Source organism: Pelatocladus sp. BLCC-F211 (assembly GCF_041928655.1).
Lineage (GTDB): Bacteria > Cyanobacteriota > Cyanobacteriia > Cyanobacteriales > Nostocaceae > Pelatocladus.
Map to the genome: position 1 here is coordinate 12,531 of NZ_JBHFLM010000123.1, position 15,893 is coordinate 28,423.

At 40.8% G+C, this 15,893-nt stretch carries 10 protein-coding genes; 4 read left to right on the forward strand and 6 right to left on the reverse strand.

Annotated features, from left to right (window positions below):
* The first annotated feature begins 123 nt into the window (after positions 1–123).
* Positions 124–1,959 (forward strand): hybrid histidine kinase/response regulator HrmK, encoded by a 1,836-nt coding sequence (gene hrmK / locus ACE1AT_RS14755; RefSeq protein WP_374869537.1) that lies wholly within the window; start codon positions 124–126, stop codon positions 1,957–1,959.
* A 63-nt stretch (positions 1,960–2,022) separates the two neighbouring features.
* On the opposite strand, the gene ACE1AT_RS14760 is transcribed toward hrmK, so the two are convergent.
* Complete coding sequence (locus tag ACE1AT_RS14760) at positions 2,023–7,554, reverse strand: AAA family ATPase (protein ID WP_374869539.1); 5,532 nt, start codon at positions 7,552–7,554, stop codon at positions 2,023–2,025.
* Between the two features lie 352 nt (positions 7,555–7,906).
* Positions 7,907–8,620, reverse strand: a complete 714-nt coding sequence (locus ACE1AT_RS14765; RefSeq protein ID WP_374869541.1) for a hypothetical protein — start codon at positions 8,618–8,620, stop codon at positions 7,907–7,909.
* Between the two features lie 453 nt (positions 8,621–9,073).
* Between ACE1AT_RS14765 and larE the strand changes: the two genes are divergently transcribed.
* From larE to ACE1AT_RS14780, 3 genes are all read left to right on the forward strand, one after another.
* Entirely contained in the window at positions 9,074–9,910 is an 837-nt protein-coding gene (gene larE / locus ACE1AT_RS14770) for an ATP-dependent sacrificial sulfur transferase LarE (RefSeq protein WP_374869543.1), read from the forward strand.
* A 172-nt stretch (positions 9,911–10,082) separates the two neighbouring features.
* A complete protein-coding gene (locus tag ACE1AT_RS14775) occupies positions 10,083–10,667 on the forward strand; it encodes a Rieske 2Fe-2S domain-containing protein (protein ID WP_374869545.1) in 585 nt (194 codons plus the stop codon).
* A 348-nt stretch (positions 10,668–11,015) separates the two neighbouring features.
* Entirely contained in the window at positions 11,016–11,528 is a 513-nt protein-coding gene (locus tag ACE1AT_RS14780) for a DUF2808 domain-containing protein (RefSeq protein ID WP_374869547.1), read from the forward strand.
* Between the two features lie 165 nt (positions 11,529–11,693).
* Here the strand turns inward: ACE1AT_RS14780 and pstB are convergent, their stop codons facing one another.
* The 4 genes from pstB to pstS form a co-directional block, all read right to left on the reverse strand.
* Complete coding sequence (gene pstB / locus ACE1AT_RS14785; RefSeq protein ID WP_374869549.1) at positions 11,694–12,500, reverse strand: phosphate ABC transporter ATP-binding protein PstB; 807 nt, start codon at positions 12,498–12,500, stop codon at positions 11,694–11,696.
* Positions 12,501–12,554: 54 nt separating this feature from the next.
* The gene (gene pstA, locus ACE1AT_RS14790; protein WP_374869769.1) at positions 12,555–13,355 is read right to left on the reverse strand and encodes a phosphate ABC transporter permease PstA; all 801 of its coding nucleotides are present in this window, start codon (positions 13,353–13,355) and stop codon (positions 12,555–12,557) included.
* 123 nt (positions 13,356–13,478) lie between these two features.
* On the reverse strand, positions 13,479–14,432 hold the full coding sequence (pstC, locus tag ACE1AT_RS14795; RefSeq protein WP_374869551.1) for a phosphate ABC transporter permease subunit PstC: 954 nt from the start codon (positions 14,430–14,432) through the stop codon (positions 13,479–13,481).
* Positions 14,433–14,641: 209 nt separating this feature from the next.
* On the reverse strand, positions 14,642–15,829 hold the full coding sequence (gene pstS, locus ACE1AT_RS14800) for a phosphate ABC transporter substrate-binding protein PstS (protein WP_374869553.1): 1,188 nt from the start codon (positions 15,827–15,829) through the stop codon (positions 14,642–14,644).
* Between the last annotated feature and the right edge of the window lie 64 nt (positions 15,830–15,893).

The window sequence follows — 15,893 nt, forward strand, 5'->3', positions numbered from 1 at the left end:
TGCTTTCAAACTCGACATTTCCAGTTTTAGTCTGTAAATATAAAAAGAGGAGTGCGTTAATATACATAGCATCCTATTTGCACAAAAGTGCAAAGCTAAACTTCTTAAGCGGTCTAGTTGACCATGCAGCAGTATTCAAGCTTACCAGAACCAAACTCACAAGTAGATGCAACACCAACAGTTTTGACAACTATCCAACAACTGCAAGCTGAGTTGTGGCTGGAACACAGCTTAAGTCGGTTACAAAATCGCCTCAATGATTGTCTGGTAAGTCTGACTAGCAATCAACAAACAGTGGCTGGAGAAGCAGAAATATTTCAAACTGTGGTTAACGAACTAAATAGTGTTTTGAATAACACTAAGGTAGCGATCGCACTTGTAGAAACACAAAAAAATGTTGGCAAAGTTTGTTTTGTTCCGACTTCAACCTCTCGACATTCATCATCATTAGTGATACAAGGGACGCAGAAAAAGAAAAAAAAACTCCGTTTGAAATTAGCAGAAGAAATAGACATTGATGATTTGCAGTTGCTTGCACAACAAGAACCACCCGGTGCTTGGCAATTAACCAATAATATTGATGGCGTAATTGGTTGGTTAATTATTGCTAGAACACCTGTAGAGTCTGATAATAATTCATTCCAAGACGCTTGTGTACAAATCACACCACAACTGCTGACACGCGCTGCTCAACAATGCGTTACTACCATAACCCAATTGCGGAAAGTACAATCTTTACAACGCCACTGTCAACAATTAGAAACTATTAATCAAGAACTAGAACGTACTAATCAACTTAAAAATCAATTTTTAGCAAACACCAGTCACGAAATCCGCACTCCTCTAAGTTCAATTACTGGTTTTACCCACCTACTTATAGCCCAAGGGTATGAACCATCCAAAGAACGTCATCAAGAATATTTAGGCATTATTCAATCTAGTAGTAAGCACCTGTTGGCTTTGATTAACGATATTTTGGATTTGTCTAAAATTGAAGCCAATCAATTAGAAATGCAATGGGAACAAGTTGATTTGCCAATATTATGTCGCAATGTTTTAATTCTCCTGAAAGAAAAAGCTACGAATAAAGGTTTAAAACTATCACTCGAATTAGATCCTAATGTTAATACCTTATTAGCTGATTCCTTGCGACTCAAGCAAATGCTGCTTAACTTGTTGTTTAATGCCGTTAAATTTACCACTAATGGCAGCGTTGGTTTACAAGTTAAACTCAACAATTCTTGGATATATTTTACAGTTTGGGATACTGGTATTGGCATCTCTCAAGAACACCAAGCAGAACTTTTTCAACCTTATTTTCAAATTTATAACAGCGTAGTTAGTCGAAACGAAGGGACTGGTTTAGGATTGGTAGTAACTAGAAAACTCGCTGAACTTCACGGTGGTAGGGTAGAAGTAGAATCAGAACTAGGTTCTGGTTCTCGATTTACGATTGTACTACCCCTCAAACAGCAGGAGAGCGGGGGAGTGGAGGAAATAGAGGAAGACACGGAGATTGAAAGACGCGGTGACGCGGAGAATTCTTCTGTCCCCGTGTCACCGCGTCCCGGCGTCCCCGCGTCCTCTTCTGACTCTCCAAATATTTTGTTAGTAGAAGATAACTCACACAATGCCCGATTAATACAAATTTATCTGCAAAAATTGGGTTATCAGATCAATTTGGTCAATAACGCAGAGCAAATGTGGAAAATATTAGACCAAAACCAGCAAAAGCCAGCCGTAATTTTATTAGATATTAAACTACCAGATGAGAATGGTCTAGCAATCATACAAAAGTTGCGAGAACATCAGCAGTATCGAACCATTCCGATAATTGTGCAAACTGCAATGGCGATGAAAGGCGATCGCGAAATTTGTCTAGCAGCAGGAGTCAATGAATATATTTCTAAACCGATAGATTTGCCATTGTTAGGAAATTTGGTATTAAAATATATATGAACCTGGGCAAGGTATTGGCGGATGATGCACAGTTCTACTTGAATCTTTTGAAAAGGTGGGAGATTAGGGATTTTCAATCGGAATTGCGATCGCAAACTCTGTTCCTTTGCCCAGTTCTGACTTACAAGTCAAGGTTCCACCATGCTTTTCCACAACAATTTGACGGGCAATAGATAATCCTAATCCCGTTCCTTTACCCACAAGCTTAGTTGTAAATAAATGATCAAAGATTTTTTGTTGCACTTCCTCTGACATTCCCGCCCCATTATCTTTAATCCGAATTAAGACAGAATTTTCCTCTACATCCAGAGTAGTCTGAATTGTAATTTGATTGGGATTTGCCTGGAGATCACTAAAATTACGCCCTTGATTGGACTCCTCTAGAGCATCAATAGCATTAGAGAGTAGATTCATAAATACCTGATTGAGTTGTCCAGGAAAGCATTTGACTAGCGGTAAATCACCATAATCTCTCACTACTTCAATTGCGGGATGAGCATCTGACGCTTTCAAGCGGTGTTTGAGAATTAGGATAGTGCTATCGATACCTTCATGGATATTAAAGGGAATCTGGCGATCGCTATCTGTTCTAGAAAAAGTTCGTAAGCTGATACTAATATTTAAAATGCGATCGCTACCGTCTTGCATTGAGGAAATCAGTTTGGGTAAATCCTCTCGGATATACTCAAGGTCAATCGCTTGAATTTCCTTATGAATTTCCACAACCGGGTTGGGATAGTGCTGCTGATAGAGGTCGATGAGATTAAACAAATCCTGAATATAATCCTGCGCTGGTTGCAAGTTTCCTGCAATAAAGCCAACAGGATTGTTAATTTCATGACCAACACCAGCAACGAGATTCCCTAATGTTGACATTTTCTCGCTCTGTACCAACTGTAGCTGCATCTGTTTCAGGTTTTCAAGCGAGTGTTCTAGCTGTTGAGCATACTCTTGAGACTGCTGATAAAGACTAGCATTTTCTAAGGAGATAGCAGCTTGGGAGCAGAGTAGGTTAAGAACGGTGAGGCGATCGCTTGTAAATGCCCCTGTAATCAGATTATTTTCTAAGTAAAGGATACCAATCAATTTCCCTTGTCTGAGAATCGGATTACACAATACGCTCTTGGGTTGCTGTCGGATAATGTAAGGATCAGAGGCAAAAGCAGTCTCCGCCGTTGCATCATCCATTACTAGAGTTTCCCCAGTGCGTTTGACATAGTTGAGAAGGGTAACGGGAACCTCTTGACTGGATTCAACTGGGAGAGATTGCAGGACTGTAGGGACGGATTCATTAACCGAAGAGTCCTGATCTGAAAATTTCATTAAACCTGTCCCTATTGCTTCTATCACCAAATTGTCATCTTTAACTAAAATCAGAACACATTTTTCGGCTCCTGCGTTTTCAATCACCACTTCCATCAAAGCAGAGAGCAACTTGTCAAGCTGAATTTCGCTAGAAAGGTTTTGAGAAGCTTTGATGACAGTTGTCAAGTCCAAAGCTTCTGAAATGCTTGTACTGCCTGAAATGATGGTTTGAACAGTCCTATGGGTAGATAAGGAACTGCTATCTAAAGTAGCGAGGGTGGTTGTGGGATTGAAGCGTATTTTTTCCCGTTGTAGAATGGGAGCAAGTGATTCAGGATAGCGTTTTTCTAAATCTTTAACTTTTGCCTTGGCTTCCCAGCGAGCATAACCGTAGTAGGCATCTGTGAGATATGGTTGGGCAATTTTCTCCTTGCCCCATTCCAGGTAAAATTTAGCTGCCAGCTCATTACTAAGAGCTTCTTCTTGGATGTATTTATTTTCTTTGGCGACCGCAATAGCACGATCATAATAGTCTATTGCTTCCAGATATTCGCCGATAACTCGATGCCGTTCTGCCTCTACAAGGTGGAATTTGTGCAGAAAATTCATCGGAGCATGATGCGCCCAAATCTGCATTTTCCCCTGGTTAGCAGCTACCTTTTCTAATATTAATTTCTGCGATTCATTGCTGACATGAGCATACCGGGAAAGCTGTACCAAAGAATCATAGAAATAAAAAACAGCAACAAGGATTGTACCAGTGGCTCCTGATAAATATTTTTCTGCCATTTCTGCATTTTCAGCAGCTTCAGCGAATTCCCCAAATAAATAAGATAATATAAATTTATTAAAATATAAGTGAAATATGCCGGTAATATCGTTAGTTTGTGTTAAAAACGGCAGCAATTTCTGCTCATTACATGATTCACCAATTAAATAACCGGGATTTTCCGAACCACTCATCAAGTTGAGAACTGTTTGTCGATAGGTTTCGTTATAGCTGAGGCTTGTTGCTAGCTTCAATTGCCTGAGAGCATCGCTATATGTAACCATTTCTCCTTCGAGTTCTTCCAGTTTCCTACCCATGAGATATAAGTTGTAGCAGTAGCAGTAAGCACAATAGCCAGCAAATTCTAAAGCTCCTGCTTCCAGCAATCCAGAATATAGTTCTCGTAAAGACGCTTGTAAGTTCTCCCTGACATTTTCCTGCCAATGTATGACGCAAGCATGGACTATAAATGATGCTCGGTATGTGAATTCTTTCGCAGCATGGAATTGCTCCGACAGTTTCAAAGCGAGTTTACCAAATTGATAACCCATCTCAATATCCGTCATCCCGCCACAGAGAATTGCAGCGTAATACGCATAGGCAACGGTAGATGCGGCAATATTACCGTGTTTAACTGATAAATTGACCTGTTTGTATACAATCAGTGGTAACAATTCCGGAATGCCATTATAGGCAGCACCAGCGACCATTGATAAAATTCTCATGGCTGCGAGATGAATAGGATGTTGCATCTCTGGCAGGTTGATCAAGTCTTCGATGTGTTTTCCCGCCAAATTTGCTCTGACTTCTGCCAATTCCATCTGAAGATCCGACTGTGTAGGCTGTTCTGGAATTTCTATCCCCAAGAGTTTTAGAACAGCAAGTCCAGTTTTCACCGCTTCCAGTAGTTTGTTTTGGGCTGCATAAGCTTGGATTTGGATGTCATACACTTTCACTTTTTCTAAAAGAGTTGTGGCTTGTTGCAGCACCACTTGTGACAATCGCTCCATCTCCTCAAAGTTCCCACTGAGGTGCGCCGCCTCTGCTGCATCCTCATAGAGAGCTAAAGTTAGGTTATATTGACTTTGCCAGCTATCTACTGCTAGTAATTCTCTTCCCACTGTGAAATACTCAACCGCTGCACCGTAAGCAGTTGCAGCCTTCGCTTTCCGTCCAGCCAGCAGATTTAACTGAGCAAGTTCGTCTCGTTGAGTTTGATGGCTGATTAACCCCATCCCCATATTCAATTGATTGACAATCTCAAAAATATTCTCTTCTCGTTCTGCTTTAGGAGTATTGCTCAACAGCAGTTGCCCAATTCTGAGGTGAGTGGATTGTTTTCTATCTTCGGGAATCAGACAATAGGCAGCTTGCTGAACTCGGTCATGGAGAAATTTATAATTTGGTAATTGGGAATTGGTAATTGGGAATTGAGTAGATTCTTCGCCGTTACCTATTACCGACGACTCATGATTATTTGACTGAAAGAACTTGTAAACTTCACTCGTAGGAATAATCAGTCCTTCTTGCAAAGCTTTCCATAAATCTGTCGCTGTCTCAGAAAGGGATTTTTCATAGACAATTGCGAGATTTTTCAAGTCAAAAGAGTTACCAATACAGGCAGCAAGTTTTAACACTTCCTGAGTAGCAAAAGGCAACTTCTGTAACTGAAGCGCCATAAACTCTACCACATCATCACTGAGAGCCAGCGCCTTTACTTGAGCGATGTCACATTGCCAAGAACCCGCCTCGAAGTCAAACCAAAGTAGCGCATCTTCATAGAAAGACTTGAGTAATTGATTAGTAAAAAAGGGATTGCCTTTAGTTTTTTGATCTACCAGTTCAGTCAGAGGCAAAGCAATATTGAGAGAACAATTAAGAGTATCTGCAATCAGATGGTTTAAATCAGATTGCTTGAGGGGAGTGAGAGTTATAGTATTAATAGTTACTGAAGCTTTCCTAATCTCCTCCAAAATCAATATCAAAGGATGGGTTGGCTTGACATCGTTATCCCGATATGCACCAATGAGTAACAGATAGCGGTTATCTGCCTCACTCATTAATAGCTGCATCAACTTCAAAGAAGCCGAATCTGCCCATTGCAAATCATCCAGAAACATCACCAAGGGATGCTCTTTTGTAGTAAAGACTTGGATGAATTTTTCAAACAGCAAATTAAAGCGATTTTGAGCAGCATTACCAGACAGTTCTGGAACTGGCGGCTGTTGACCGATAATTCTTTCTAATTCGGGAATGACTTCGATAATGACCTGAGCATTTTCCCCCAAAGCCGACAGAATTTTAGTTTGCCACTGTTCAATTTGAGCATCACTTTCAGCGAGCAATTGTCCCATCAAATCGCGGAAAGCTTGCACAAAGGCTGAAAAAGGAATGTTGCGTTGGAATTGGTCAAATTTACCCTTGATAAAGTAACCCCGCTGCCGCACGATGGGTTTGTGAACTTCGTTGACAACAGCAGTTTTGCCAATTCCAGAGAACCCGGCTACCATCATCATTTCGGTGTTTCCCTGTGCCACGCGATCGAATGCGGCGAGCAAGGTTTTTACTTCTGCTGTACGACCATAGAGTTTTTCTGGAATAATAAAACGGTCAGAAATATCCCGACTGCCTAACTCGAAGGAATTTATTTTCCCAGTTTGTTGCCACTGGTGTAAGCAGGTTGTCAGGTCATGTTTTAGCCCCAAAGCACTTTGATAGCGTTCTTCCGCATTTTTTGCCATCAGTTTGCTGATCATGTCAGACAAGACTGGGGGAATGTCAGCGTTGATGCTGTGGACAGAAGGTGGTTGCTGGGCAATATGACAGTGAACCAACTCCATCGGATCGTCCGAATAGAAGGGTAACTGTGCCGTTAAAAGTTCAAAGAAGGTAACTCCTAACGAATAGAAATCACTGCGATAGTCAATACCCCGGTTCAAGCGTCCGGTTTGTTCGGGAGACAGATAAGCGAGAGTACCTTCGAGGACATTGGGACTGGTAAGAACTTGTGTTTCTCTGGGTAGTAATGAGGCGATGCTAAAGTCGATGAGTCTGACCTCAAGGGTGGTACAGTTAATCAGGATGTTAGCGGGTTTAATGTCTTTGTGAATGACTCGGCTGCGATACAATCCTTCTAAGGAGGAGACGATTTGCAGGGCAATGTGAAAAAACTCACTCAATGATTCAGCATTTCCCCCCATTCCCCGATCTCCCCATCTTCCCAACTCATCCTGGAGGGAGATACCACCAAAGTCTTCCATGACTAAAGCATAACCGTTGCGGTAGTTTTCTAGGCTGTAGGTTTTGATAATTCCAGGAAGATTGAGATTTTTGGTAATGGTGTACTGATTGCGAAATTGTACAAGTTCTTTGAAACTGGGATACTCACTCCGCAGGAGTTTAATCACAACGGGTTCTTCGTCTAAGATGCGCTGTCCTCGATAAACCAGGGTTTTTGTGCTTTCGTAAATTGGTTCGGTGATGCGATAGCCTGGAAGTGTAATCGTGCTGGTAGTGTACATAAAAAAGCTGGTTAACTGAAGAATCTGAAGACCCTTAAAACATAGAATTCCCTGATATTTGCACAATCTAACAAATTGGTGTCAACCAAACTCAGTACCATAGAAGTCAAACACCAATGTTAGCAAGCACCCTGACTGATTAAGATGGTTTACGACGCATAAATATACGTACTCGCCCAAAATACTAGTTTGTCAAATTTAAATTGATGGATCACAAAGTTCGTAGTCAGGACTTTAGTCTTAAAATATTAAGCACGCGCATTGCTGACTACAAACCCTCAAAACTAGCTTGACAGACCAATACTAAGAGCGTTAAATACATTATCCCAGAGCCAATAAAATGCACGTAAGCTTATGCGGCTATTAACGGTTGCTCAATCTTGTGCCTTTGTGCATACGCCAATAGTTCATTCATTGATTCTGTGAAAGCTACAAACAATATATCGACTATCTCAAGTAGCTCTTGACGAGTCTCATCTGTCAGTTGTATGTCTTCAAAAAAATGCACCACATCATGTGTATTGAGATTGTGTTTATTTTCCATGTCTACATGATGTCCCCCAAAATATCGGTATTGTTTTTTGGTAATTGGTTGAAGTTCCTTAATAACTTGTTCTGTCATAAAGAAAAAAACATTTGCTGCCGCTTCTGCTACCTCTATTGCTACTAGCCTTTTCCAAGGATCTGATTTGAAAATATATCGCTCCATTCGAGGGCAAACCTGGCGTGTTTTTTTGGTTTCATCACCCCAAATAAATCTCAAAGCATCAGTGAAACTAAGTGATTTGTCTAGCCCTAGTTTTTGAATGTCTTCCAGAAGCCACTGCCAGTGGTTTTGTTCTTCATAAGTGTGTTGATTGATTAATGCTTGAATTGTGTTACTGGTTGGTTCTTCTCTAAAAACATATGTGCATAGCTCTCCAAAACCCATAACTAAAGGAGAAAGACAGGGAGCAAAAACCAGTCTTTGTCGTGGGTCTATGCTTTTGTCTTGCAGAAATTCAAATAATGGTAATTGAGCAAATTCTTGTTTTCTCTTTTCAATTAATGCAAATATTTCTTTCATCTGAATCTACCTGTCTATTATTCATTAATTCACTTGATTTTGTGACCAGTATTATCTTTGTTTATTTAAGCCAATACTGGTCAACTCATTACCAGAAATATATGCCTGTTGAGTCTGGATTTGCATCGGAACATTCAACTATTTTTCATTCAATAGCAAGATGAACTATTGATGAAAATTAATATTCGCCTACTTGAATACATGGAAATAGAGAATATCTGTTAGATTTTTGATAAAAGTTATTCTAAAATCATGGAGTACAGATTCAATATCAACCGTTCGTCTATACTCATCCGTAGATATTAAGAGACTTCCAAAAAAAAATATATACTTTTAATAATTACAGCTTCAAACCCCGTAACAATGTCTAGCCTGGGGAAATGGGAAGATAGAACGGTGGGGGCTTGTAAAATGTAATTAGTAGGGTGCTGTAGTGTTTAGTTAGATTAACAAATGATGCTGACAGAAAAATTTGAGCAACTAAAAGCAATATTTGCACAGATGCAGCAAGCTTTAATTGCTTACTCTGGTGGTGTTGATAGTACTTTGGTTGCTAAGGTTGCTTATGATGTCTTAGGCGATCGCGCTTTGGCTGTAACAGCTGTTTCACCGAGTCTGTTACCTGAAGAATTGGAAGATGCCAAAATTCAAGCAGCAACAATTGGGATTCCCCATCAAATCATCGTCACACACGAGATGGAAAATCCTAATTACACTTCCAATCCTGTTAACCGTTGTTATTTCTGCAAAAGTGAATTGCACGATACCCTCAAACCCTTAGCTGTGGAAATGGGTTATCCCTACGTGATCGATGGGGTAAATGCTGATGATTTACATGATTATCGCCCAGGAATTCAAGCAGCAAAAGAAAGAGGTGCGCGATCGCCTCTTGCAGAAGTTGGTATCACCAAAGCCGAAGTCCGACAACTTTCTCAACAACTCGGTTTACCTTGGTGGGATAAACCCGCCCAACCTTGTCTGAGTTCCCGTTTTCCCTATGGTGAGGAAATCACTGTAGCGAAATTACAACGTGTAGGTAGGGCAGAAATTTATCTACGTAAGTTGGGATGGAAAAATTTAAGGGTACGTTCAGAAGGCGATACTGCCAGAATTGAATTATCACCAGAACAAATCAAAGACTTTGTGTTAAATACAGATTTAAAAACAGTAGTTTCTACATTTCAAGAGTTGGGTTTTATCTACGTAACTCTAGATTTAGAAGGTTATAGCAGTGGCAAATTAAATCGAGTTTTAAATTCGCAACAAGCCTTGACTAACGCCGCACAGTAAATTGACTTAGCAAAGCAGTTTATGAAACTTTGTTCAGCAATAGTTTAATTGGGGCTTGCTTGTCCAAAATAATTAAAGATGAAGAAAATTTATTACACAATGTTTGAAGCCGGAAAATTTCTATGATTATCGGGATAAAATAGGTGTAAATGTTTCATTGGGAGAGCGAGCTATGGATAAAAGTTCGCCTCGTTATGTTTATAAATTAGTCGGCATCAAAAATCGACGAGAATTTTTAAAGTATATGGCAGGCAGCGCGATCGCCTCAGTAGCGATGGGATATCTATTTCCTAAAGCCAGCTATAGCCGTGAGGTAGACCTGGAAACTCTTTGCTCCTTATACCCTGATAATTCTAGGTGTGAAAATTATCTTCCAGGATTTACAGCACTCGACAACAAAGGCCATCCAATTGCGGCTAATGAAATTCTAACCAACGCGACACCAGGAATCCCATTTCCAGTCAAAGGCTTGCCAGATGGCAGCGTTGATTATTTAGTGATTAATACTGGTTCTGAAATTGCTAAATACGCCATCAAACCAATTTGCACTCATTTAGGATGTACAGTCAAGTGGCATCCAGAGAAAAACCACTTTATTTGTCCTTGTCATGGCTCTCAGTACGATAATTTGGGTCGAGTGGTTCATGGGCCAGCTAGGTATTCTTTGCCACTGATTACTGTAGTTGTGAAGCAAAACCAAGTTCGTTTGGTTAATCAAAAACCTGCAACAGATCCTCGCCCTACTATTAATTCTTAACAGGGTTAAATAGTAAACAATAACGCCGTGTGCAACGGCTGTAATTGAGAAAACCCCAACTTAGGCTTTGGGAAGAGAAGAAATTGTTTTCCAAGCTAAAGTTGGCAAAGAAATTGAATACTGAAGAGTTGATCATTAAAGTTTTATTTGCCGTGGATTATTGATTTTATGAAATCAGTAATAGATAAGTTCATAGAGAGCTTCCCAATTTTGCCAAAAGCTGTGAAATAAATTTCCGACTTGTTAGCAATACCACTTTTTGATATGCGTTTGGGCTAAAAAATGTTAGGAAAAAGTATTAATTCCAAATCGTTGTTAGTCAATAGTTGCCTTTTTATTTCTAGCACGTTGACTCTAAGTTTTTTTCTACCTAGTTTCCTCCTAGTTTCGCCTGCTGTAGCAATCCGGCTAAACAATGGACAGGTAGCTTTTAACAATTCTCCCCGTTTAATTCGATCTGCTGCTAGCTTTATCAGTTCCAATACACCTGCAACTTATCAATTTACTATCAGTGTTCCTAAAGATGCTGGAGAGTCTTTGGAAGCAGTCACAATTATGCAGCAGCCAAATGTAGAGAAAATCTCATTTGATCTAAATCAAAACCGTGCCTTTAAAGGTAAAAGTTTTGCTGGTGGTCCAGCGTTACATTTGGCTAACATTGGTGGTCCGAAACCACGTAGTAACAAGGTGACAGTTGTATTTAACCCACCTGTCGCCCCTGGTAATACGGTAACGGTTGAACTCCGAGCCAAGCATAATCCCAAATTTGGAGTGTATCTATTTGGTGTTACCGCTTATCCTGCGGGAGAAAAGGGTATTGGGCAGTTCTTAGGTTACGGTCGCCTACACTTTTACAAGTAGAGTTTTTTTATGCTGCTTTTGTGCCAATACGCTTTAGTTACAGCCAAAAACATTAAATTGGTTTTTGTGTGATCGCAAAAAAGCTAGTTCTGTTTCCCTCAAAAGAACTAGCTTTGCACTTTCTTTATGCATCTTAAATTGCTGACCTGTTCAGGGTACAATTTTTTAACCGAACTTACCGCTCACGTATTCCTTAGTGGCTTCTTGTTGAGGATTTTGGAAAATTGCCTCGGTGCGGTCAAATTCTACCAAATAGCCAGTCCGACCACCTTTTTCTGATGTCTGGACGTTGAAAAAGGCTGTCATATCCGACACACGGGAAGCTTGTTGCATGTTGTGAGTTACAATCACCACGGTATAGCGTTGTTTAAGTTCGTGGATTAGTTCTTCAACTTGCAGGGTAGAAATAGGGTCAAGCGCCGAACAAGGTTCATCCATTAAGATGACATCTGGTTGAACAGCGATCGCACGAGCAATACACAAACGCTGTTGTTGACCACCAGACAAAGATAAACCACTTTGCTTGAGTTTGTCTTTCACATCTTCCCACAAAGCAGCTTGTTTGAGCGATCGCTCGACCAATTCATCCATGTCTCCTTTGTAACCGTTGAGTCTCGGTCCAAAAGCAATATTGTCATAAATCGATTTTGGGAAAGGGTTTGGTCTTTGAAACACCATTCCGATTTTACGGCGCACTTCTACAGGGTCAACCTGGGGTGCATAGAGGTTTTCGCCATAGTAAAAAACTTTACCTTCTGCCCGAAATGATTCAATGAGATCATTGAGGCGGTTGTAACATCTAAGTAAAGTACTTTTACCACATCCAGATGGACCAATAAAGGCTGTAACGCGATTCTTGTGAACATCCATCCAGACATCACGTACTGCTAAAAAGCTACCGTAATAGATATTAAGACCCTCGGCCCGTAAAACAGTATCTGTTTGGTTGGCGGTGCTTACGTTTGTTACCATAAATACTAGAATTGCTAACTTGACTATTTAATAAAGATGTGGTAATAGATGGCATCATGTGTATTTTTTGCGATGAGTTGCCAAACGAGCAATAATACTCGTAAGCAGCACCATCAACACCAAAATTAGAGATGCAGCCCAAGCCATCGCCTGCCAGTTTTTATAAGGAGCGATCGCGAAGTTATAAACTAAAACTGCAAGGGAAGCTGTGGGTTTAAACAAACCATCAAACCAATACTGAGAAAATAAAGCGGTGAATAATAGTGGTGCGGTTTCACCTGCGGCTCGTGCGATCGCTAGTGTTGAACCTGTAACAATTGCTGGTAAAGCTGCTGGTAAAATTACCCACACTACTTTTTGATAGTTTGTTGCTCCTAAACCAGTTGCAGCTTGGCGCAAATCATCTGATACCAATTGTAAGGCTTCGTCTGTAGTCTTTACAATTATAGGCAGCATCAATACTGACAGCGCTACTCCTCCAGCAAAAGCGGAAAACGAGCCAATGGTCACTACCACAATACCGTAAGCAAACACCCCCGCAATAATTGAAGGGACACCACTGAGAATATTTGTAGAAAAGCGCACCCAACGAGCAATTTTCCCAGAGCTAAACTCAGTCAAATAAACAGCAGCCAGAACACCTATGGGGATGCTAATCAAAGCACCAATGCCTACCATGATGATTGTACCAATGATGGCATTACCAAAACCCCCTCCTGGCGCCAATGGTGGTGGTGGTAATTCCGTAAACAAACTTGGTCGCAGACTAGCAAAGCCTTGAATGATGACGTAAGAAAGTACTGCGATTAAAGGTATTAATGCCAATATTCCGCATATAAATGCGATGGCTGTCATCACAGTGTTGAATATCGTTCGGGGTGACGACGAACGAGCCAGACTACTGCGGAGCGATCCACTTTGAGATTTGTCTGTATAAGCCATTTTTCAACACACTTCAAAACACAAAAATGCTAAAGTCTACAGTCGATTGACTCGCATGACTATGAACTCAGCCAAAACATTTACTATCAGAGTTAAAACAAACAGAATCAAAGCAGCGTACATCAGAGCAGATATTTGCAGACCGCTTGCTTCAGCAAATTGGTTTGCGAGTAAAGAAGAAATGGTGTTAGCTGGTGCAAACAATGAAGGGCTAATTCTGTTCGAGTTACCAATCAACATTGTTACAGCCATTGTTTCTCCCATGGCCCGACCTAAAGCCAGCATTACGGCGCTGACGATTCCAGAGAAAGCAGTAGGTAAAATTACTTTGAACAGTGCTTCCCAACGGGTTGCTCCCAGTCCTAGAGCTGCTTGACGCAAACTAGAGGGTACAGAAATTAACGCATCGCGAGAAATTGCTGTAATAATTGGCAAAGTCATAATACCTAAGATGATTCCCGCCGGAAACATTGATGGGCCTGTGGGAACAGTACTAAAAATTGGTAGCCAACCAAAGGAACTATGAAGCCATTTTCCCAGAGCAGTAAGGGGAGGAATCAAGACAAAAATTCCCCAGATACCATACACTACACTGGGAATTGCTGCTAAAAGTTCTACCAGAAACACCAAGACTGTACGTACAGATAATGGTAGCCAATTTTCGCTTAAAAGTATAGCCGTGCCAACTCCAATAGGTACAGCTAGTAATAGACCGATAAATGCGCTAACTAATGTTCCGTAAATTTGCGGCAGTACACCGTATACATTATTAACAGGATTCCAGGTACTTGCTGTTAAAAAGCGGACTAAACCAAATTCTTTGATCGCAGGTATAGACTCAATACCAACCTGTATGGCTATCCACAACAAAATAGCAGCGATCGCCAGAGCAAATATTCGTGTTATCCAAATAAAGCCTTTATCTAGGGACTTTTCAAATTCAGAACGTGGTTTAACTGTAAACTTGTTACCTTGGGCAGATGTATTCATGAATGACTTTACCCGTCAACGGTTCAAAAAGTGAGAGCGAACCATGCTAGTTATTAGTGATTAGTCACTTGTCATTGATTTAAGTATTTGGACAAAATTAAATTCGTTTGTGGAGACTTTTAACAGATAATAGGGAACTCTTGACAGTACAACAATCTGTGTAATTAATTCTGTCTAAGTACTGATCACAAATGACAAATGACTAAATATTATTTACTGGCGCTGGCATCATTGCTTGAACCTACGGCAATTTTATAGTCAGGGCTAATCGCATCCGCAGCCGCAGCTACTTTTTGAACTACATTTGCAGGTAGAGGAACGTAACCCAACTCCTTAGCATTTTTCTGACCTTCTGTCAAGCCGTATTCAACCATTGCTTCAATCGCTTTGGCTTTTGCTGGTTCAGGATATTTTTTGTGAACCAAGAGCCAAGTGTAGGTGACGACGGGATAAGAAGCATCTCCTTCTGGATCTGTGATGAAGGCGCGGAGATTTTCGGGTAAAGTAACTGCTTCTAGGGTTTTCGCTGCTGATTCATCATTGGGAACAACAAATTTACCTGCTTTATTTTCCAAAGCAGCAAACTTGAGATTATTTTGTTTGGCGTAGCCATACTCTATGTAACCAATCGAGCCTGGAGTTTGTGTGATTTGAGCAGTCACACCTTCGTTACCTTTAGCACCAACCCCTACAGGCCAGTTGACAGTTTTACCGTCACCTACTTTACTCTTCCATTCTGGGCTAACGGCGCTGAGGTGTTTTGTAAATACACCTGTAGTACCACTACCGTCAGAACGATAAATTACTGTAATTGGTTCGTTAGGAAGCTTTGCACCTGGGTTCGCAGCAGTGATTTTCGGATCGTTCCAAGACTTGATTTTGCCTAGAAGAATATCAGTGTAAACTGCTCGTGGAAGCTTTAAGTCTGGAACATCTGCTAAGTTGTAAGCTAGCACAATGCTACCAGCAGTCATGGGTAACATGAGGACGCCTTTATCAGCCGCCACTTTTTGGATTTCTTCATCCTTCATTGCGACGTCGCTGGCGCCAAAGTCTACAGTACCTTGAGTAAATTGCTCAACCCCAGCACCGCTACCAACAGACTGATAGTTAACTTGCAGATCAGGATACTTTTTGTTTAAATCAAAAAACCAACGACTGTACAGTGGTGCTGGAAAAGTTGCACCGGCTCCAGTCAAAGATACTTTTCCACCAAGATCCAATTTTGCAGGACTCGAAGCAGTTGTATCAGTCGCAGCACCAGGAGTTGCATCACCAGTGGAAGTGTTGTTTTGAGCTTCCTGTCCACCGCAAGCAGCTAGGCTAACTGTTAATGCTAATACCGAAATAGTTCTCGTTAGGCGAGATTTATGAATTACTGACGTACGGGAAAGCATGGATTTATGATGTTTGATCTTAATTTTTCCAGCTAAACCCCTATGATGATATAGCTTTTTGGTA

Bases quoted from the DNA above. Each gene is read 5' to 3' on its own strand.
- hrmK (WP_374869537.1), top strand. From the start codon at position 124: ATGCAGCAGTATTCAAGCTTACCAGAACCAAACTCACAAGTAGATGCA.
- ACE1AT_RS14760 (WP_374869539.1), bottom strand. From the start codon at position 7,554: ATGTACACTACCAGCACGATTACACTTCCAGGCTATCGCATCACCGAA.
- ACE1AT_RS14765 (WP_374869541.1), bottom strand. From the start codon at position 8,620: ATGAAAGAAATATTTGCATTAATTGAAAAGAGAAAACAAGAATTTGCT.
- larE (WP_374869543.1), top strand. From the start codon at position 9,074: ATGATGCTGACAGAAAAATTTGAGCAACTAAAAGCAATATTTGCACAG.
- ACE1AT_RS14775 (WP_374869545.1), top strand. From the start codon at position 10,083: ATGGATAAAAGTTCGCCTCGTTATGTTTATAAATTAGTCGGCATCAAA.
- pstB (WP_374869549.1), bottom strand. From the start codon at position 12,500: ATGGTAACAAACGTAAGCACCGCCAACCAAACAGATACTGTTTTACGG.
- pstA (WP_374869769.1), bottom strand. From the start codon at position 13,355: ATGACAGCCATCGCATTTATATGCGGAATATTGGCATTAATACCTTTA.
- pstC (WP_374869551.1), bottom strand. From the start codon at position 14,432: ATGAATACATCTGCCCAAGGTAACAAGTTTACAGTTAAACCACGTTCT.
- pstS (WP_374869553.1), bottom strand. From the start codon at position 15,829: ATGCTTTCCCGTACGTCAGTAATTCATAAATCTCGCCTAACGAGAACT.